The organism is Planktomarina temperata RCA23, from assembly GCF_000738435.1.
Classification (GTDB): domain Bacteria; phylum Pseudomonadota; class Alphaproteobacteria; order Rhodobacterales; family Rhodobacteraceae; genus Planktomarina; species Planktomarina temperata.
Map to the genome: position 1 here is coordinate 3,165,721 of NZ_CP003984.1, position 17,893 is coordinate 3,183,613.

18 protein-coding genes are annotated in these 17,893 nt (G+C 52.6%); 12 read left to right on the forward strand and 6 right to left on the reverse strand.

What is annotated here, in order from left to right; all coding sequences use genetic code 11:
* Positions 1-16: 16 nt before the first annotated feature.
* Both RCA23_RS15260 and ppsR read left to right on the forward strand, forming a co-directional pair.
* The gene (locus RCA23_RS15260; RefSeq protein WP_169701433.1) at positions 17-790 is read left to right on the forward strand and encodes a hypothetical protein; all 774 of its coding nucleotides are present in this window, start codon (positions 17-19) and stop codon (positions 788-790) included.
* Between the two features lie 81 nt (positions 791-871).
* Positions 872-2,275, forward strand: a complete 1,404-nt coding sequence (ppsR, locus tag RCA23_RS15265) for a transcriptional regulator PpsR (protein ID WP_052377227.1) — start codon at positions 872-874, stop codon at positions 2,273-2,275.
* 9 nt (positions 2,276-2,284) lie between these two features.
* On the opposite strand, the gene RCA23_RS16125 is transcribed toward ppsR, so the two are convergent.
* The 3 genes from RCA23_RS16125 to tspO form a co-directional block, all read right to left on the reverse strand.
* Positions 2,285-3,121 carry a cobalamin-dependent protein gene (locus tag RCA23_RS16125; RefSeq protein WP_052377228.1) on the reverse strand — a complete coding sequence of 279 codons (837 nt, stop codon included), beginning with the start codon at positions 3,119-3,121 and terminating at the stop codon, positions 2,285-2,287.
* Positions 3,122-3,486: 365 nt separating this feature from the next.
* Positions 3,487-4,086 carry a response regulator transcription factor gene (locus tag RCA23_RS15275; RefSeq protein WP_044051032.1) on the reverse strand — a complete coding sequence of 200 codons (600 nt, stop codon included), beginning with the start codon at positions 4,084-4,086 and terminating at the stop codon, positions 3,487-3,489.
* Between the two features lie 65 nt (positions 4,087-4,151).
* Positions 4,152-4,631 carry a tryptophan-rich sensory protein TspO gene (gene tspO / locus RCA23_RS15280; protein WP_044051033.1) on the reverse strand — a complete coding sequence of 160 codons (480 nt, stop codon included), beginning with the start codon at positions 4,629-4,631 and terminating at the stop codon, positions 4,152-4,154.
* A 186-nt stretch (positions 4,632-4,817) separates the two neighbouring features.
* Between tspO and RCA23_RS15285 the strand changes: the two genes are divergently transcribed.
* The 9 genes from RCA23_RS15285 to RCA23_RS15325 all read left to right on the forward strand — a co-directional run bounded on the left by RCA23_RS15285 (position 4,818) and on the right by RCA23_RS15325 (position 13,088).
* Complete coding sequence (locus tag RCA23_RS15285) at positions 4,818-5,252, forward strand: YeeE/YedE family protein (RefSeq protein WP_044051034.1); 435 nt, start codon at positions 4,818-4,820, stop codon at positions 5,250-5,252.
* A gap of 4 nt (positions 5,253-5,256) precedes the next feature.
* On the forward strand, positions 5,257-5,682 hold the full coding sequence (locus tag RCA23_RS15290; protein ID WP_044051035.1) for a DUF6691 family protein: 426 nt from the start codon (positions 5,257-5,259) through the stop codon (positions 5,680-5,682).
* 37 nt (positions 5,683-5,719) lie between these two features.
* Positions 5,720-6,604 (forward strand): MBL fold metallo-hydrolase, encoded by an 885-nt coding sequence (locus RCA23_RS15295; RefSeq protein WP_052377229.1) that lies wholly within the window; start codon positions 5,720-5,722, stop codon positions 6,602-6,604.
* A 61-nt stretch (positions 6,605-6,665) separates the two neighbouring features.
* Positions 6,666-7,091 (forward strand): protein tyrosine phosphatase family protein, encoded by a 426-nt coding sequence (locus tag RCA23_RS15300; protein WP_044051036.1) that lies wholly within the window; start codon positions 6,666-6,668, stop codon positions 7,089-7,091.
* 42 nt (positions 7,092-7,133) lie between these two features.
* The gene (locus RCA23_RS15305; RefSeq protein ID WP_044051037.1) at positions 7,134-8,858 is read left to right on the forward strand and encodes a SulP family inorganic anion transporter; all 1,725 of its coding nucleotides are present in this window, start codon (positions 7,134-7,136) and stop codon (positions 8,856-8,858) included.
* A gap of 53 nt (positions 8,859-8,911) precedes the next feature.
* Complete coding sequence (locus RCA23_RS15310) at positions 8,912-10,345, forward strand: amidase family protein (RefSeq protein WP_044051038.1); 1,434 nt, start codon at positions 8,912-8,914, stop codon at positions 10,343-10,345.
* A 134-nt stretch (positions 10,346-10,479) separates the two neighbouring features.
* A complete protein-coding gene (locus tag RCA23_RS15315) occupies positions 10,480-11,070 on the forward strand; it encodes a hypothetical protein (RefSeq protein ID WP_044051039.1) in 591 nt (196 codons plus the stop codon).
* Positions 11,058-11,474 (forward strand): hypothetical protein, encoded by a 417-nt coding sequence (locus tag RCA23_RS15320; RefSeq protein WP_044051040.1) that lies wholly within the window; start codon positions 11,058-11,060, stop codon positions 11,472-11,474. The genes RCA23_RS15315 and RCA23_RS15320 overlap by 13 nt, the downstream gene beginning before the upstream one ends.
* Positions 11,475-11,621: 147 nt before the next feature.
* On the forward strand, positions 11,622-13,088 hold the full coding sequence (locus tag RCA23_RS15325; protein ID WP_044051041.1) for an OmpA family protein: 1,467 nt from the start codon (positions 11,622-11,624) through the stop codon (positions 13,086-13,088).
* Positions 13,089-13,128: 40 nt separating this feature from the next.
* On the opposite strand, the gene dnaJ is transcribed toward RCA23_RS15325, so the two are convergent.
* Both dnaJ and dnaK read right to left on the reverse strand, forming a co-directional pair.
* Positions 13,129-14,277, reverse strand: coding sequence for a molecular chaperone DnaJ (gene dnaJ, locus RCA23_RS15330; RefSeq protein ID WP_044051042.1), 1,149 nt, complete (start codon positions 14,275-14,277; stop codon positions 13,129-13,131).
* 75 nt (positions 14,278-14,352) lie between these two features.
* The gene (gene dnaK, locus RCA23_RS15335) at positions 14,353-16,260 is read right to left on the reverse strand and encodes a molecular chaperone DnaK (protein ID WP_044051043.1); all 1,908 of its coding nucleotides are present in this window, start codon (positions 16,258-16,260) and stop codon (positions 14,353-14,355) included.
* Positions 16,261-16,466: 206 nt separating this feature from the next.
* On the opposite strand from dnaK, the gene RCA23_RS15340 reads away from it, so the two are divergent.
* On the forward strand, positions 16,467-17,054 hold the full coding sequence (locus RCA23_RS15340; protein WP_268870346.1) for an alpha-ketoglutarate-dependent dioxygenase AlkB family protein: 588 nt from the start codon (positions 16,467-16,469) through the stop codon (positions 17,052-17,054).
* Between the two features lie 5 nt (positions 17,055-17,059).
* Here the strand turns inward: RCA23_RS15340 and RCA23_RS15345 are convergent, their stop codons facing one another.
* Positions 17,060-17,887: an ABC transporter permease gene (locus RCA23_RS15345; protein ID WP_044051044.1), complete on the reverse strand. Its 828-nt coding sequence runs from the start codon at positions 17,885-17,887 to the stop codon at positions 17,060-17,062.
* Positions 17,888-17,893: the final 6 nt, after the last annotated feature.

Here is a 17,893-nt window from a genome sequence, read left to right on the forward strand (position 1 = left end):
TATTCGGAAGGTCATCGTGACTCATCACCAACACACAAATTTAGTGAATATAGGGGATGAAGCCGCCCGGGTAGCTCAGGTGGCTATTAAGGTTTTGGCGAGCAGTTTAAGTCATGCCAGCAGCCTGGAAGCGCGCGCGCCATTGGCCCCTGCAATCAGTACAAGCCAAGCCGCCCAACGCTTGTTCGATGCCTCTCTCAATCCGAAAAACGCAGCCGTTTCGACAGCTATTCAAGAGCTACAAGCCGCAAGATTTTCGGACTTTACCCTATTTTCAGAGATTATACCCGCAGCCGTCTGCCAATTGGGCCGGGCCTGGGAGGAGGACGCGCTTTCCTTCTTCGCCATGACGCTCGGCGCGAGTCGTCTGCAGATTGCTGTGCACGGTCTTTCAGAACGAGAGGTTCCGGAAGGCGTGAATTACCTGAGTAAAAATTTGAGTTTGTTAATTATCGTCCCGGAAGGAACACAACATACATTAGGTGCGATTATCCTAGGCAAGACACTAAGATGTGTTGGCGCACGCGTTAAGTTGGAGATGGATGTCACCGCCAATCGAGTTCATCAGATTGGCGCAGGTGAGCAATTCGACGGCGTGTTTATTTCTGCGTCAGCACGCGACAGTGCCGAAAAATTATCTGAAATAATTTCAAATGTTAGATGTAATTGGAGCACAGCAAAGGTTATTCTTGGAGGCGGCATTCTGAGCGCTCAAATTAACCTTGATGCGGTTACGGGAACAGATTACAAAACCAACGACTGGAAAGCCGCGGTTGCTCAATGCTTTTGAAAGTTAAAGTCCAGATATTTGACAGTACGATTGCCACGTGGGTGCATCTAGAAATGCAAATTGAACGAAGGACTTTTGCAAATGACGTCGCATGGTAAAACAGAATGGGCCGATCGCCTTATTCCCAATTTGGATCAATCTGCCACAGCGGATTTAATTTCGCGCCTGTGTGATTTTGCTTTTATCATCTCGAGTGATGGCGAGATCACGCAAACCGTGACCAGCCCTTTTTTGGCGCCAAAATTGGATTTGACCCCGTGGACTGGTCTGCAGTTTAAAGACACGCTCACCAAGGAATCTGTGCCAAAGTTTGAGGCTCGGCTTGCCGAGTTTCAAAAGGGCCAAAAAGAGGTGCGGCCCGTTGAGTTGAACCATCGCGCCACCGACCAACAAGCTGAATTGCCCGTTCGCTATACCTATCATTCTGGCGCAGCGGACGGATCTACATTGCTTTTGGGTTCGGATTTGCGGCCCGTCGCAGAAATGCAGCAACAGCTGGTGGAAGCACAGATCGCTCTTGAAAACGACTACGACGCGCGCCGGGAGCATGAAATCCAGCTCAGAGTCTTGATGGACTCATCCGACGTTGCAACGGTGTTCATCACACTCGAAACAGGCGCCATTGTATCATGCAATAGCGCTGCTGAGATTCTACTCGGACGGCCGCGCAACGAGTTGATTGACGCCTCCTTCGCCTCGGAATTTGAAGACGAAGGTCTGACGAGCCTGATCGACCGAATGGTGACCGCTGCCTCTGATGCCTCCATGGGGGCCATTTTGGCAAAATCGGCGCTGGGCGGCCGGTCCTACCGCATCGACCCCACATTGTTCCGTGGCGCAACCTCGCAAATGTTGCTGTGTAAAATTGAGCCAGAGGAGCCCGCCCAGGAACCTGTGGACCAACTGGCAACGCATTTGGTCAGCTTTTTCCACAAAGGGGTCGACCCAATTGTGTTCATAAATATGTCCGGTCAGATTTTGAGTGTGAACGAGGCCTTTGTCTCTTTGGCCAATGTAACCCATGCGCAAACCCTGAGTGGACGCAGCATGTCCGAGTTCTTTTCCCGTGGATCGGTCGATCTCAACGTAATTTTGGAAAGCGCCCGCCGCAATGGTAAGATGCGGCTCTATTCGACAAAGGTTTTGAACGAGCATGGGGACGAGCGCCCTGTTGAAATTTCCACAACGCAAATTCGCACAGAACGTGAGCCAATTTGTGTTCTGCTCCTGCGCAACGCCCGCAGGGTCGAGGCGATCTCAACACCCACCAGTCAAATGTCGGAAGCAGAGATTAATTCTGTAGTTGAGCTGATTGGCAGCCAGTCCCTCAAAGATATTGTCGCGCGCAGCACCGATGTGGTTGAAAAAATGTGTATCGAAACCGCGATTGGCATGACCTCGAACAACCGCGTCGCCGCAGCTGAGATGCTCGGACTGTCGCGGCAATCGCTCTATGTGAAGTTACGCAAATACGACCTCGTGTGAGCGATTAATTCACGTCTTATCCTGTGATAGACGCGTAAAATGCGCCCTAGCATCCTCCATGGTGACAGCGATCCCGTCGACACCCATGAGCTCCAAAATAGGTCGAAACTCGTCTACCTCTTGGCCGCAAATCACGATGGACAGATGCGGCGCGCAAACGTGCAGCGCGACAATCAGCTGTGACAGCGCCTCAAGCGAATGTTCCCCGCTGAAAGACAGGCCCACCATACGGCTTGAGATCTGTGCGATTTCAGCAAGCAGATCATCGTGTGACAAGCCTATCAATAGAGAAATATTCCACCCATCAGTTCGGAAAAAATCTGCGGCCATACGAACCCCAAGCGTATGGGTCTCCCCTGGCACGGAGGCGAAAATAACCGCCGGCTCTTCGGCGGGCGCGGAGGTCTCAAACATATGCCGCATTGACCGCATAATCGCAAAAATGCGGCCTGAACCAACCGTGACCTGCGCAAATGTAATATGATCGCTGTTCCACATATCACCCAATTGTCGCGCAGCAGGCGCCAATAAATTGACGTAGATATCTTCTGCCGGACGACCAGCCTCGCGTTCCGCGGCAATGATCTGTGCGGCGCTTTTGGGACTATCGGAGGCAAGAGCCGTGCTGAATGCCAGCAACTCCTCTTGCGACACCGGACGGGCCACCGCCGCCGCCACAGTCCTCGACGCCACGCGTAAAATCACTTCGCGTGCCAGGCTGGCGACCAAATCTTCCGGCAGCTTTTTGCTGAGTTCAAATATATTTGTTTCGCTGTTGTGATACACTTCCCATTCGAAGGCATCTGTCGACTGCACTCCTGAAGCGGAGCCTTGTTGTTTCGACATTCATGTGTCCCCTATCACTCTCTACTCACATGGACACCGGTATTCACACTGCATCGAATTGCGAAGCGACAGGGCCCTTGGCGAGAGGGCCGATCAGTTCAAATCGAAAGAGGGCTACACAGCTTTTTAGCACTGCTCCCGTACAGCAGGTTCCATGTTAAAACTCGGTCTTATCCTCCAGAATATTCACTTTATCGTAAAAACGCAGGCTGAACGCCAGATCATAAAGCTATCATTTCTTAAGCAGAAGTTAGTTTACGTTGTTGACGTCCGATCAAAACCATCGTCATCGGTAAAATCTTTAGAGCACAGAACACACTGCAGCATAATTAGGGAAAATACATAGGTAATAATACTTACTTCGCTTAGCCAAACATGCGGATCAAATCTACAATCCCGCGGGTCCGTGTTTTTTCGCGTATGCGGGCGCGATGCGCTTCGATTGTGCGCTGGCTCACATTGAGATCTACGGCAATCTCTTTGTTGAGCTTGCCTTTGAGCAGATGCTCCAAGACCTCGCGCTCTCGATCCGTTAAAGAGCGCAGACGTTGTGCAATAATTTTCTGCGAAAGACGGTTCGGCTCTCGATCAAATATGAGCTCCGAAGCAGTGCCTATCGCCTCAAGCAATCGGGACTGAGGCGACGGCTTTTCGATGAAGTCCACAGCGCCCACTTGTAACGATTGTACGGCACTGGGCACATCGCCATGGGCGGTTAGGATCACAATGGGAATATCCAATCCGTTGGAGGCGAGATAGTCTTGCAGCTCGCTTCCTGACATCCCAGGCAAATGCAGCTCCATAACCACACAGGCTTTGAGGTCTGGATCAAACAGTTTCAAGAACTGCTCAGCTGAACCGCAGGGAATCGTGGCATAGCCCTCTGCGCTTAAAACTGCTGTTTGGGCGTCCAGCGCCCGTGGATCGCCATCCACAACATAAATGGAGATAGGCTCATGCGGCATGTACCAACCCCGCCGAGAAGGGAGCGCCGCAGATGGCAAGGTATGGCCATAGATCCATCACCAGGCTAATCTGCCGATAGGTCTCGGGGCGCAACCGCAGGGTTCAGCTGTGCAACCCGGTAATTTAATGCAGCCGCTATGGTGACCCAGAGAATATAGGGCAGAAAAGCCAGGCCTGCGGCCCGGTCCAGCTCAAACATCGCTAAGGTGGCTCCCAATACAGAGACCCACAAAGGCAGCATCACCAATAGCGCTCCACGCAATCGCCGCAGCCCAAAAAATACCGGCGTCCATAGGGTCGAGAAGCCGGCCTGCATAGCCCAAAAGGCCAGGGCAATGGCATTTCCCTCCATATCCGCCACGCGGGCACCCGCGAAGGAAACTGAAAAATAGATCGTTGTCCAAGCCAAGGGAAAGGCCCAGTTCGGCGGAGTCCAGACCGGTTTGTTGAGCGCCTGATACCAGCGACCTGGTTGAAACAAAGCCCCAGTTGCACCAGCGGCAAAACATGTGACCAACAAAATGACAAACACGAAAACATCCATGCATTATACATAGGGAGCAATCTTCCAGCTGACCAGCGAATTCATTGGCCGAGGATGGCGCTCTAAAGCTCCGCACAACGAATTCTGAGCCTGTTTTTCAAACTCGGTAATATAGCGCTTGTATATCAATGATCACTTATATATAAAAATGAGAATATCAAATACGCCATAACAATGGGGCCAACTATGGAAACCGAGTTCACACCACTTCTGTCACTTTTGGGCGGCGGCCTTATTGGCGCTTCGGCTGTTTTACTAATGGCGACCCATGGTCGTATTGCGGGAATCAGCGGCATTCTATCACGCATGCTCCCCCCCACCGGCAAAGATCAGTCACTCCCACAGGGTCTGATCTTTTTGATCGGTCTGTTGCTCGCCGCACCCATTTGGATCGTGATCAACGGACAAGCTCCGCTGCAAAGCGTTTCAAACAACCTGCCGCTTTTGGCCCTCGCCGGCGCTCTGGTCGGTTTTGGATCCGTCTGGGGCAATGGCTGCACGAGTGGCCACGGGGTATGCGGCATTTCCCGCCTCTCCGGTCGCTCGATTGTTGCGACATTAACCTTCATGAGCACCGGTTTTATCGCCGTCCTGCTGCTTCGTCACGTTTTTGGAGGCTAAAGCCATGAAAAACCTCGTTACACTTCTGTCCGGTCTTATGTTTGGCTTCGGCCTGTTACTGTCGGGCATGGCCAATCCCGCCAAGGTCCAAAACTTTCTCGACCTCTTCGGCACCTGGGATCCCAGCCTTGCCTTTGTTATGGGCGGCGCGATTGCTGTCACCATGCCAGGGTTTTGGCTGGTCACCCGGCGCAGCAAGCCGTTTTTCAACGACGTCTTCCATCTGCCCACCCGCACGGACTTCGACGCACGTTTGATCACAGGTGCAGCAATATTTGGCGTAGGTTGGGGTTTGGGCGGATTTTGCCCCGGTCCAGCAATGACGGCTCTGCCGCTGGCCGCGGAAGGCACGCTGATCTTTGTCGCCACTATGTTGACAGGGATGGCAGCCTCAAAATACGTTCTCCAACGGCGAGACAACCAGGTTTAAACTTCGGCGACGATAAGTAATTTAGAAAGGTGATCAAATGTCTGACACAAAACTGAACACGCTAGAACAGCCGGAAGTCATGGCCTTCTTTGATGCGCAAACCAACACCATCAGCTATATTGTGAAGGATCCGAGCAGCACCGCCTGCGCCGTGATCGATTCCGTCATGAATATGGACTACGCGGCCGGACGGATTACCTTCGAAAGCGCCGATGAGATCGTCAAGACAATCAAAGATCAGGGCCTTGAGCTACAATGGATCATTGAAACCCATGTGCACGCCGATCACCTTTCCGCAGCCCCCTATTTGCAAGAGCAATTGGGCGGCAAGATCGGCATCAGTGAGAAAATCATCCAGGTGCAGGACACCTTTGGCAAGATCTTCAATGAAGGAACCGCATTCCAACGCGATGGATCACAATTTGATGCGCTGTTTGAAGATGGGGACAGCTATCATGTGGGGCAAATGCAAGCCACCGTCATCGCCACACCTGGCCATACTCCGGCCTGTATGGTGCATGTCATGGGCGATGCGGCTTTTGTCGGCGACACTTTGTTTATGCCCGATGGTGGATCAGCGCGCGCTGATTTCCCCGGTGGCGATGCAGGGATCCTATATGATTCCATTCAAAAAGTGTTGAGCCTGCCGGATGAAACGCGCTTGTTTATGTGCCATGACTACGGCCCCAATGGGCGCGACATCAAGTGGGAAACCACCGTGGCAGAAGAACGCGCCTTCAACATCCATGTTGGTGGTGATGCGACCCGCGAATCCTTTGTTAAAATGCGTACCGAGCGCGACGCCACTTTGGCGATGCCAAAGCTGATTATTCCAGCCCTGCAAGTCAACATGCGCGCAGGCGAAGTTCCTACAGATGAAGACGGGCACCCGAGCCTGAAAGTACCAATCAACTCTTTATAAAGCCGCCACCCATTTTTGAAACACAATTGCCCGGTTGATACGCGCGGCAAAAGGATAAGCTATGTCTATGAAAAAGCTCTCAGATCAGTTCTATGTTGGACCCCAGATTGAAATTGATGATATTGAAGATATTCAAATCTCTGGCATCAAATCAGTTATTTGCCTGCGCCCTGATGGCGAGGGGCCCGATCAGCCCGCGTTTGACACCCTGAAAACTCAAGCCGCCACTTTGGAGCTTGCAGCCCATTACCTGCCCATCATTCCCGGTCAGATCTCTGAAGAACAAATCGCGGAATTTGCGGATATGGTCAGCAAGAGCACCGGGCCCATTTTCGCCTATTGCCGCAGTGGTATGCGCGCGACCGCCCTTTGGGCCTTGCATCAAGCCCAAACTGGGCAATCCGTGGATGAGATTCTCGCGGCTGCAAAATCGGCCGGACATGATCTGACGGCACTCATCCCAAGGCTTTCTGCGGCCGCCCTTTAGCCCAGATTTCTATCACCCGTCTCGCATGACCGGAACACGCACATGAAACTCACATCAATGCTCGCCCCATATCTGCCCATTCTAACATGGGGCAGAACTTACAATCGCGGGTCTTTGACCAATGACCTCACCGCTGCAGTGATTGTGACCATCATGTTAATTCCGCAATCCTTAGCCTATGCCATGCTCGCGGGTCTACCGCCGCAAATGGGTCTCTACGCATCCATCTTGCCGATCACCCTTTATGCAATATTTGGCACCAGCCGGTCTTTAGCCGTGGGCCCCGTGGCGGTCGTGTCCTTGCTCACAGCAGCATCTATCTCACGCATCGCTGCACCCGGCAGTGAAGACTATATCTTTGCAGCCATCGCCCTGGCCTTTTTGTCAGGTGTGTTCTTGGTGGCAATGGGGGTGTTTCGTTTGGGGTTCATGGCCAATTTCCTGTCCCATCCCGTCATTGCTGGTTTTATCACAGCCTCTGGCCTGATCATCGCTGCCAGCCAACTGAAGGCAATTTTAGGCATTCAGGCAGAGGGCCATAATTTGGTTCAATTGGCAGAGTCTCTTTGGGCACATCGGCAGGACATCAATTGGATCACCGCGCTCATCGGCAGCCTTACAACAGCCTTTCTCTTCTGGGTGCGCAAAGGTTTGCTGCCGCTCTTATTGACGCTGGGTCTGACCGAACCTGTCGCAAAAATTATGGCCAAAACGGGGCCAGTTGCCGCAATTGTTGCCACCACCGCCCTCGTGTGGCTGCTCGATCTGCAAAACTTGGGCGTAAAAATAGTTGGCGCAGTGCCGCAGGGTCTGCCGCCACTGACAATGCCAAAATTTTCGCTTGATCTGTGGAGCAGCCTTCTAACATCAGCCGTTTTGATTTCAGTCATTGGGTTTGTTGAATCCATCTCTGTTGCGCAAACTCTTGCAGCAAAAAAGCGCCAGCGGATTGATCCAGACCAAGAGCTCATCGGCCTTGGCGCCGCCAATATTGGTGCGGCCTTCACTTCAGGCTTTCCCGTGACGGGCGGGTTTTCACGGTCAGTCGTCAATTATGACGCCGGCGCCGAAACTCCCGCGGCCGGGGCCTATACGGCTGTTGGTTTGATCTTCGCCTCTTTGTTTTTGACACCTCTCATCTTCTTTTTGCCCAAAGCCACATTGGCCGCGACGATCATTGTCGCCGTGCTCTCTTTGGTAGATTTCAAAATCTTGGGAAAAGCCTGGCGCTATTCAAAGGCCGATTTCACAGCCGTCGCGACCACAATGGCCATAACGCTGGTTGTCGGCGTTGAAACTGGGGTGATTGCTGGGGTTTTGGTTTCGATTTTGATCCATCTCTATAAATCCTCCAGACCCCATATCGCAACCGTCGGGCAAGTGCCAAATTCAGAACACTACCGCAATGTTCTGCGCTATGATGTCATCACCCAGCCTCACATTTTGACAATTCGCGTGGATGAAAGCCTCTATTTCGCCAATGCGCGCTTCTTAGAAGATCACCTACTTGCCCGCGCCACCCAGCAGCCACAATTGCGCCATGTGGTTTTGATGTGCTCTGCCGTGAATGATATTGATATGAGCGCGTTGGACTCCTTAGAGGCGGTCAATAAACGGCTTGAAGATATGGGCGTGTCTTTCCATCTGTCCGAGGTTAAGGGGCCGGTCATGGATCGATTGACGGGAACGGAGTTTCTCGAGCAGCTCACGGGAGATATTTTCCTGAGCCAAAAACGGGCCATGGACCAGCTTACCCCTTTGACTTGACCCACCCCAACCTATGATGCAGTCATTAACCCATCATATGAAGGGTGCGCATTATGACATCAGAGCTATTGTTCACTGGCCCAGAACTTTGCAAATTTGAAGCCCATGAGGTTGTTGCCCTGTTGAAAGCCAGGGAAATTTCCTCGTCAGATCTGATAGATGCAGCTTTGACGCGCATTGCCCAAACCGGCCCATTGATCAATGCCACACCTACGCTTTGTGAAGCGCGGGCGCGTGCTGTGGATTTATCAAGCCGAGACAGCACCCCGGCCGGTTGGCTGGCGGGCTTGCCGATCACAATCAAAGATCTCAACGCCGTCGCCGATGTCCGCACAACATTTGGAACCAAAGGGCTGGCGGGTTTCATACCGCAAAAAAGCGATCCTTTGGTGGACCAATTGGAACAGCGTGGGGCGGTCATTTTAGGCAAAACCAACACACCCGAATTTGGCGCAGGTGGTAACACCTTCAATGACGTCTTTGGACAAACACGAAACCCTTGGAATACCGCGCTCAATCCGGGCGGCTCGTCCGGTGGCGCGGCCGCCTCTTTGGCCGCAGGGGAAATTTGGCTGAGCCATGGGTCCGATCACGGCGGCAGCCTGCGCACCCCAGCCGCCTATTGCGGCATCGTGGGTCTGCGCCCAAGCCCGGGCATTGCAGGCGGACCGGGACAGGACGCGGCCTTCATAATTGAAGGGGTGCAGGGCCCAATGGCCCGTTCCGTAAGAGATTGTGCATTGTTTTTGGATGCGATGTCGGGGTTTGATCCACAGATCGCCATGTCCTATCCGGCACCCGAAATTTCCTATCAAGAGGCCGTCATTCGCGCTGACGGAAAGCTGAAAATTGCCTTTGCCCCGGATTTGGGAGGCTTTGGACAGGTCGATCCCGAAATGGCCCAGCATCTTGCCGCGGCAATGCGACAGCTTGAGAAGAATGGCGCACGGATTGAAGAGACCTGCCCTGATCTCACCCATCTTGAGCGCAGCTATCACACACTGCGCGGCCTTATGTGGGCCACGGCGGCAAAACGTCTACCACAGGAGGTCCAAGCGCATTTCAAATCTACGCTCGCTGAAAACACCGCTTTTGGGCAAGCTTTGACTCTGGAAGATATTATCGACGCCAATTTGAATCGCTCCATTCTGTTCAATAATATGCTGAGCCTGTTTGAGACATTCGACGTCCTCGCTTGCCCAACAGTGGGCTGTATGCCGCATTCGGCCTCTGAAGAATGGGTGCATCATGTGGGTGGTGTAGAGCTGACCAATTATATGGATTGGTTGCGCTTTGCCTTTTTGGCCACAACCACCGGCCTGCCCGCGATATCGGTGCCCGTAGGACGCGGTCCGCGCGGCTTGCCGGTGGGGCTGCAACTGATCGGGAAACCACGAGGAGAAGCTGCGCTATTGGCCGCTGCACGACACGTCGAATTAACATTCGGGGGTCCACTTGGTCCAATTGATCCTATCAATCCTTCGTGAATTTAGAAAAAACCACATGTTTTACTGGTCAATGACACGTTAAAATTTGTATAATTTCACGGAAATCACCGGCCTAGATTCGTCTAGGGTATTTTTTGAAGTCTTTAATTTTTGCTTATTATTGGAATGCTATCATGTGGCTCGAAGACCCCATAACAAAACTGGAAAGAGCGGCCCATGCTGCATGGCCAGGTGTTTTGGAGGAGGCGCAACTGCCTATGTTGGGCTGGTCATATGTTTTGCTGTCAAAACGCGAAGAGACAGATCGGGCCCGCATTTCTTATTTGGTAGAGCACCCAAACCACGGGCTGTTCAAATATCGGCTACAACTGCGACCCCGCGCACAGGCCGCCTTTGCCGCACATTATTTGCGATTGGAAAAAGCGTCTCGCGCCTTTCAACGTAGCGAGCGCCTTTCTCTGATCAAACCCATGTGCTTGGACATCGCCAATCAAGCCAGCCTAACGACCTATGCGGAAGGCCTACCCTTTTCTGAGTATATGCGCGATGCCGCAGAGGATAACGCCAGGCAGCTTGAGCTGCTGCAACTGGCTGGAGAATGGTTGGATGCCTATCATCGAACCAAAGTCTCGGAGACCCGCATTTTTCAGCCAAAACATGCGGTGAATTACTACCACGATCTGGGCGAAAAAATTCAGTCGGGAGACCTGAAAGTTGCCGCCAAACCCCTATTTTGCAAGGTGTTGAACGGTTGTCTGAACTAGCAAACAAATATTCCGATCAACAAACTGTATCTGCGGTTCAATATGGCGATTTTCATATGCGCAATCTGATTTTTGATGGCACCTGTTTAACCGGAATCAATATTTCAAAAAACCAACCTGCGCCCGTGGGTCATGACATCGCCCGCCTGTTGCTTGATTATACCGCCATTCTGCGCAGCTCCAAAGAGCTTGAAAGCGGGCAGATCATTCCAGCTGATGCCATTGAGGCGTTTTTCGCGGGCTATAGGCTTGTGGGGCCCAATGACCCGAGTGTCCAATTTTTGCCCTACGCAAAGATTTTAGGCTCATTGGTCAATGTCCCGCAGCGACGCAATGATCGCTCCAAAACCAATCAAAAAACCCTAGAGCGGTTGCGCCCTATTGCGCGGGTGGCCTTCACCTAACAAAATACGCAGGGAATTCTATGAAAGAAATCAGCCCTAAGGCTATTATTTTGTTGATAGAATCGGTGAAACCCACGACAGTATGACCTTGAAGTTTCCTGGGTTGGACCTCATTTGCATCGTATTTTGAGCATAGGACTATGGGCTGTGGCCTGCTTTTTCGGAAGCATAGGCGCGGCACTCGCAGATCCGGTCGAGATGGTGCTGCGCGATGGCTCTTTTTCAGTCTCCGGCGCGCTGATCTCATTCGATGGGGAAAACTATCAAATTCAATCCGAGTATGGGCAATTGACCTTAGCTGCCGATATGGTGGTCTGCCGAGGGGCGGCCTGCCCTGCCGTGAGCGCATCACCCGAAAGCATCGCACTCTCAAGTGACGGATCATTGAATTCGGCGCTGCTCATGCCGCTCATTCAGTCCTTCGCCGAACATCAGGGCTATTCCTATCAGCTGTCAAAAGAGATGCCGGGGCAGGTCACCTTGTTTGACCCGGAAAATGGTACGGCGCTTGCGGTTTTCGCGCTTTCTGATCGCAATAGTCGTGACGCAATTTCAGATATTTTAGAGGGCCGGGCCAATTTGGCACTGACGCTGCGCGCCGCCACGCAAGAGGAGCAAGCCGCTCTCAATGAGGATATGTTCGGCTCCTTAGACCATCCGCAAAACTCTATGGTTTTGGCATGGCAGGATCTTTATTTGTATTCTCAGCCCAGCAATCCCAATAGGTTCATCACGATGAGCCAATTGGTGGCAATGTTGGGCGAGGAGCCCGGGCTTTGGCCACTTACCGCCGGCATTCAATACCCGGCCTTTCTTACAGGAAAAGACGATCAAACTCAGGCGTTGCAGCAACTCTTAAGAGTTTTTGAGCCCCCCCGACCGATGCCGCCCAAAGGCGTAAACACGCCTGGTCGTTTGACGGTGAGCACCGATCAGGTGGCACAAGACACCTTGGTTCAAGTCAGCTTGGGCTGCGATCAACCGATGGCGCCAGCTGACATTCAAGCCCCGGCGCATCCGTTACAAGCGCCGATCTACCTGATCGCCGCACCAAAGAAGATGCAAAGCATAACCCGTGCCTTTTGGGCCTTCTTGCTGACACCCGAAGCGCAGGACGCGGTGCGGACACTGGGTTTCATCAGCCGCAGCCCCAAAAAGACCGAAATTCATGGGCAATCTGGCCTCTTGATCAATGCGATTTTAAACACCGATATGGATATGCGCACCGAAGATCTGCGCCTGGCCGTGCTCAACCTGAATGGCTATGAGCGGATGTCTCTGGCGTTCCGCTTCTTGGAGGGCACGCAGATCATGGATGCTGACTCGCAATCCAACCTCCAATTTCTCAAACGTTTGTTTGTTGCAGGGTATTTTGAGGGGCGCGACGTGATGTTTGTGGGGTTCAGCGACAGCCAAGGGAGCGCGGAAGGCAACGTGCAAATTTCTCTCGATCGCGCCCGCGCTGTACGCGCCACCATCGCGACATTGCTGGATGATGCGCAACTCAGTGATGGGTTCGAAGTTCTTGGATTAGGGGAGGGCTTACCGCTGGCCTGCAATGACACCGCCTGGGGCCAAAATCAAAACCGCCGGGTTGAGATTTGGTTAAAATAAAAGCCCAGCGCCGATCTTATCGGGCGCTAGGCTTCATGCTTTATTCTTGACCCTTTACACCATCCCAAAACCGTTTGACCTTTTTGAAAAAGCCTTGGCTCTCGGGGCTGTTGTCACTTGAGAGCGCCTCAAACTCTTTCAAAATCTCCTTTTGACGCGCCGTCAAGTTTACGGGCGTTTCCACCTGTAGCTCGATGAACATATCACCCACGCCGCCGCCACGCACGGAGGGCATGCCCTTAGAGCGCAAGCGCATTTGCCGGCCGGATTGGCTACCACTTGGGATCTTAACCCGGCTGCGGCCCCCGTCGATATTTGGCACCTCGATATCACCGCCCAATGCAGCGGAGGTCATAGACACGGGCACATTGCAAAACAGGTTGTTGCCCTCGCGTTCAAAAATCTGGTGATCGGCCACCTCGATAAAGATATAGAGATCGCCTTGAGGTCCACCGCGTGCCCCCGCCTCGCCTTCGCCCGACAGGCGAATGCGCGTGCCGGTTTCGACACCCGCCGGGATATTGACGGATAGCGCCCGGTCTTTCTCAACCCGCCCAGCGCCGTGGCACCTTGAGCATGGGTTTTTGATCACCTGCCCTGCGCCAGAACAACTGGGGCAGGTGCGCTCAACCGTGAAAAAGCCTTGCTGCGCGCGCACCTTGCCCATGCCGGAGCAGGTGCCACAGGTTGCAGGTGCGCTGCCCGAAGCTGCGCCTGTTCCAGAACAATTTGCGCAGGACACAGCCCTTGGCACATTGATGGTTTTTTGCAACCCGCGAAACGCCTCTTCGAGGGTGACGCGCATATTATAGCGCAGGTCCGCGCCGCGCGCGGCACGTTGCCGGCCACCGCCGCCGCGTCCGCCCATGAAGTCGCCAAAAAGGTCGTCGAAGACATCGGAAAAGGCACTGGAGAAATCCCCTTGCCCGCCGGGCCGGCCACCGCCGCCACCGCCCATGCCACCTTCAAAGGCTGCATGACCGTAACGATCGTAAGCGGCCTTTTTATTGCTGTCTTTGAGAACTTCATAAGCCTCATTGGCCTCTTTGAAGAGACCCTCAGAAGCTGGATTATCTGCATTGCGATCTGGATGAAGCTCCTTCGCCTTGCTACGATAGGCCTTTTTGATTTCCTCCGCCGTGGCCCCTTTCGAGATCCCAAGCGTTTCGTAGTAATCGCGTTTTGACATCTAAACTGTCCCCTCTGGAACGGAAAAACCGGCCGGCAAAATCGCAGGCCGGTTTAGACTGATCCTTACTTGGCGTTAGCTGCGTTTGTCGCCGTCCAAATCTTCGAAATCGGCATCCAGGATATCATCATCCGCAACAGGACCATCGTCGACATCGCCATTGGCTTCTGCTTCTTGGCTGGCTTTATAAATCGCTTCCCCAAGCTTCATCGCCGCCTCAGTCACATTTTGAATGCCAGCTTTGATTTTGCCCGCATCTTCTGTTTCCAGATCATCGCGCAACGCCGCCATGGCCAATTCAATCGCCTCGATTGTGGTTGGATCGACTTTGTCGTTGTGCTCTTCCATGGCTTTTTCAGTGGAATGAATCAGGCTTTCCGCTTGGTTCTTAGCTTCCACCAATTCACGGCGATCTTTATCGGCATCGGCATTGGCTTCCGCATCTTTCACCATGGCTTCGATATCTGCATCTGACAGACCGCCCGAAGCTTGGATGGTGATTTTTTGCTCCTTGCCTGTGCCCTTATCCGTCGCGCCAACCGAAACGATGCCATTGGCATCGATGTCGAATGTCACCTCAATTTGCGGCATGCCGCGCGGCGCCGGTGGAATGCTTTCCAGATTGAACTGACCCAGAATTTTATTGTCAGCTGCCATTTCCCGCTCACCTTGGAACACACGAATGGTCACCGCGTTTTGATTGTCTTCTGCGGTGGAGAACACTTGTGATTTCTTGGTTGGGATCGTGGTGTTGCGGTCGATCAAGCGTGTGAATACACCGCCCAGAGTTTCGATACCCAAGGACAAAGGTGTGATGTCGAGCAAAACAACGTCTTTCACATCGCCTTGCAAAACACCGGCTTGAATAGCCGCGCCCATGGCAACAACTTCATCAGGATTAACACCTTTGTTTGGCTCTTTGCCAAAGAATTTGGTCACTTCCTCAATCACTTTTGGCATACGGGTCATGCCGCCAACCAAAACGATTTCGTCGATATCACCCGTGGACAGGCCGGCATCTTTCAATGCAGCTTGGCAAGGCTTCAAGGAGGCTTTGATGAGATCACCCACCAAGCTTTCCAATTTGGCCCGTGTAAGTTTCACGACCAGGTGCAAGGGTTGACCAGATGCGCCGTCCATCGAGATGAAGGGCTGATTGATTTCTGTTTGGCTGGAAGAGGACAATTCAATTTTTGCCTTTTCAGCCGCTTCTTTCAACCGCTGCAAAGCCATTTTATCTTTGGTCAAATCGACGCCATTTTCCTTTTGGAACTCTTCCGCAAGGTAGTTGACGATGCGCATGTCAAAGTCTTCACCGCCAAGGAACGTATCCCCATTGGTGGATTTGACTTCAAACAAACCGTCGTCAATTTCCAAGATAGTGACATCGAATGTCCCACCACCAAGGTCATAGACGGCAATGATTTGCGATTCTTTTTTGTCCAAACCATAGGCCAGGGCCGCTGCAGTTGGCTCGTTGATGATCCGCAAGACTTCAAGGCCGGCAATCTTACCCGCATCTTTCGTCGCTTGACGCTGCGCGTCATTAAAATAGGCCGGCACGGTGATGACCGCTTGTGAGACCTCTTCGCCAAGATAGCTCTCAGCAGTTTCTTTCATTTTTTGCAAAATGAATGCGGAAATTTGCGATGGGGAGAATTGCTCACCCTGTGCTTCAACCCAAGCGTCCCCATTGCCGCCATTAAGAACTTTGAAGGGGAGGTTTTTCATATCTTTTTTCAGATGGGCGTCATCATACCGACGGCCGACCAAGCGCTTTACACCAAAAACAGTGTTTTCTGGGTTGGTAACAGCCTGACGTTTGGCAGGTTGACCCACAAGGCGCTCGTTTTCGGTAAAGGCAACGATTGATGGAGTGGTCCGTGCGCCCTCAGCATTCTCAATTACCCGTGGCTGCGATCCGTCCATGATCGACACGCAGCTGTTTGTTGTTCCAAGGTCAATTCCAATGACTTTAGCCATTTCTTAGCATCCCTTCGCTCTGGCGATACCGAGGCTTTCGGCCCGCAGTGCGGCGCCTGTGCCTCAATTAATTCAGCAGTTCTTCTAAACTACCAGCTCATCGCGCTATATAGGTGTGTCAAACACCCCCTGCAACCATCTGGAGGCAATGAAATTTGGATTTCATCAAGTTAAATGGGCAAAATACTCCCAGCCCCACCGTAACTGTGGGCGGAATATCTGTTTTTAAGGAATTTTTGCCCCCAAGCGATCAATTACATCTGGTCAAGGAGCTGCGGGCAGTCGCTGCTCAAGCGCCCGTTTTTTCGCCAAAAACGAAATCTGGAAAACCTATGTCTGTGCGCTTGACGGCCGCTGGTGACTTCGGCTGGTTTTCCGATCAGCGCGGATATCGATATGTAGAGCAGCACCCCTCCGGCGTGAATTGGCCAGAAATTCCAGACGCGATCATGGCCATCTGGCGGGCAGTCGCAGGGGCGGTTCCGGACCCGGAATGCTGCTTGGTCAATTTCTACGGCGAAGGCGCGCGCATGGGGCTGCATCAAGATCGAGATGAAGCCAATTTTGACTGGCCCGTTGTGTCAATATCTTTGGGGGATGATGCCCTGTTTCGCGTGGGCGGCACTGAGCGCGGCGGCAAGACGGAGTCAATTTGGCTACAGTCCGGCGATGTTGCGGTGATGGGCGGTGCCGCAAGGCTCAACTATCACGGCATTGACCGGATCAAATTCGGCAGCTCATCTCTTTTGAAAGAAGGTGGACGGCTCAATGTGACCCTGCGCGTGGTGCGTTAATGCCCTTACCTGGTCGCTCCCCAACTCATCGAAGCCCGTTTTCGGGTGAAAAATTCGCCCATAAGACCGAGGACAACAGCCACCAAAGCAACCTTCAATGGGTAGGACAAATTGGAGTGCATGGGCGAATAATTAATGAACATCATGCCGCGCGCCTGATCCACACAGTGAAACAAAGGGTTCCAATCGAACATGACCAACATGAAGGATGGTAATGTATTGGCAACGAACATTTTGCCTGATGCCAACATATTCACCCGGCGATAGACCATCAAAAGAATTTTGACCAATGGGGGGTGCCACGGCGTTAAGGCCAAAAACAACATGCCAATGGCCACGCCGGTAAACCAGCTCAGCAAAAACACACCGGCCAGGCCAATTGGGTTAAAAATATCAACTGGATTGATGGCAAGATGGTAAATGAGCAGGATTGTTCCAATGGTAATTGTTTGTTGATAGAGGCTTTGCAGCGCTGCCGAGCATACGGCGATCATCGTATTCATCGGCGCATGCTGCATCATGCCAGAGGTCGGCCCTTCCGCTCCGGCGACCGCCTGCACAGCTGTATTATGTGTCATGAACATTGCGATGCCAGAAATAATATAGAGCATATAATCGCCCTTGATCGGCGACGATCTGATCCCCATCAGCTGAAACATAAAATAGAAGGCCATAATAAAAATGACCGTCTGCATCATGGAGCCAATCAACCCGAGCACGGCGTTTCGCCCACTGGATTTGCGCATGCCGCGAACAGTTCCAAAATAGACCTGCTCAAGAAAGGCAAGGGAGCCCGAAATACCGGAGCGCGTATGGCGAGGTTTAGCAAACATTTTGGT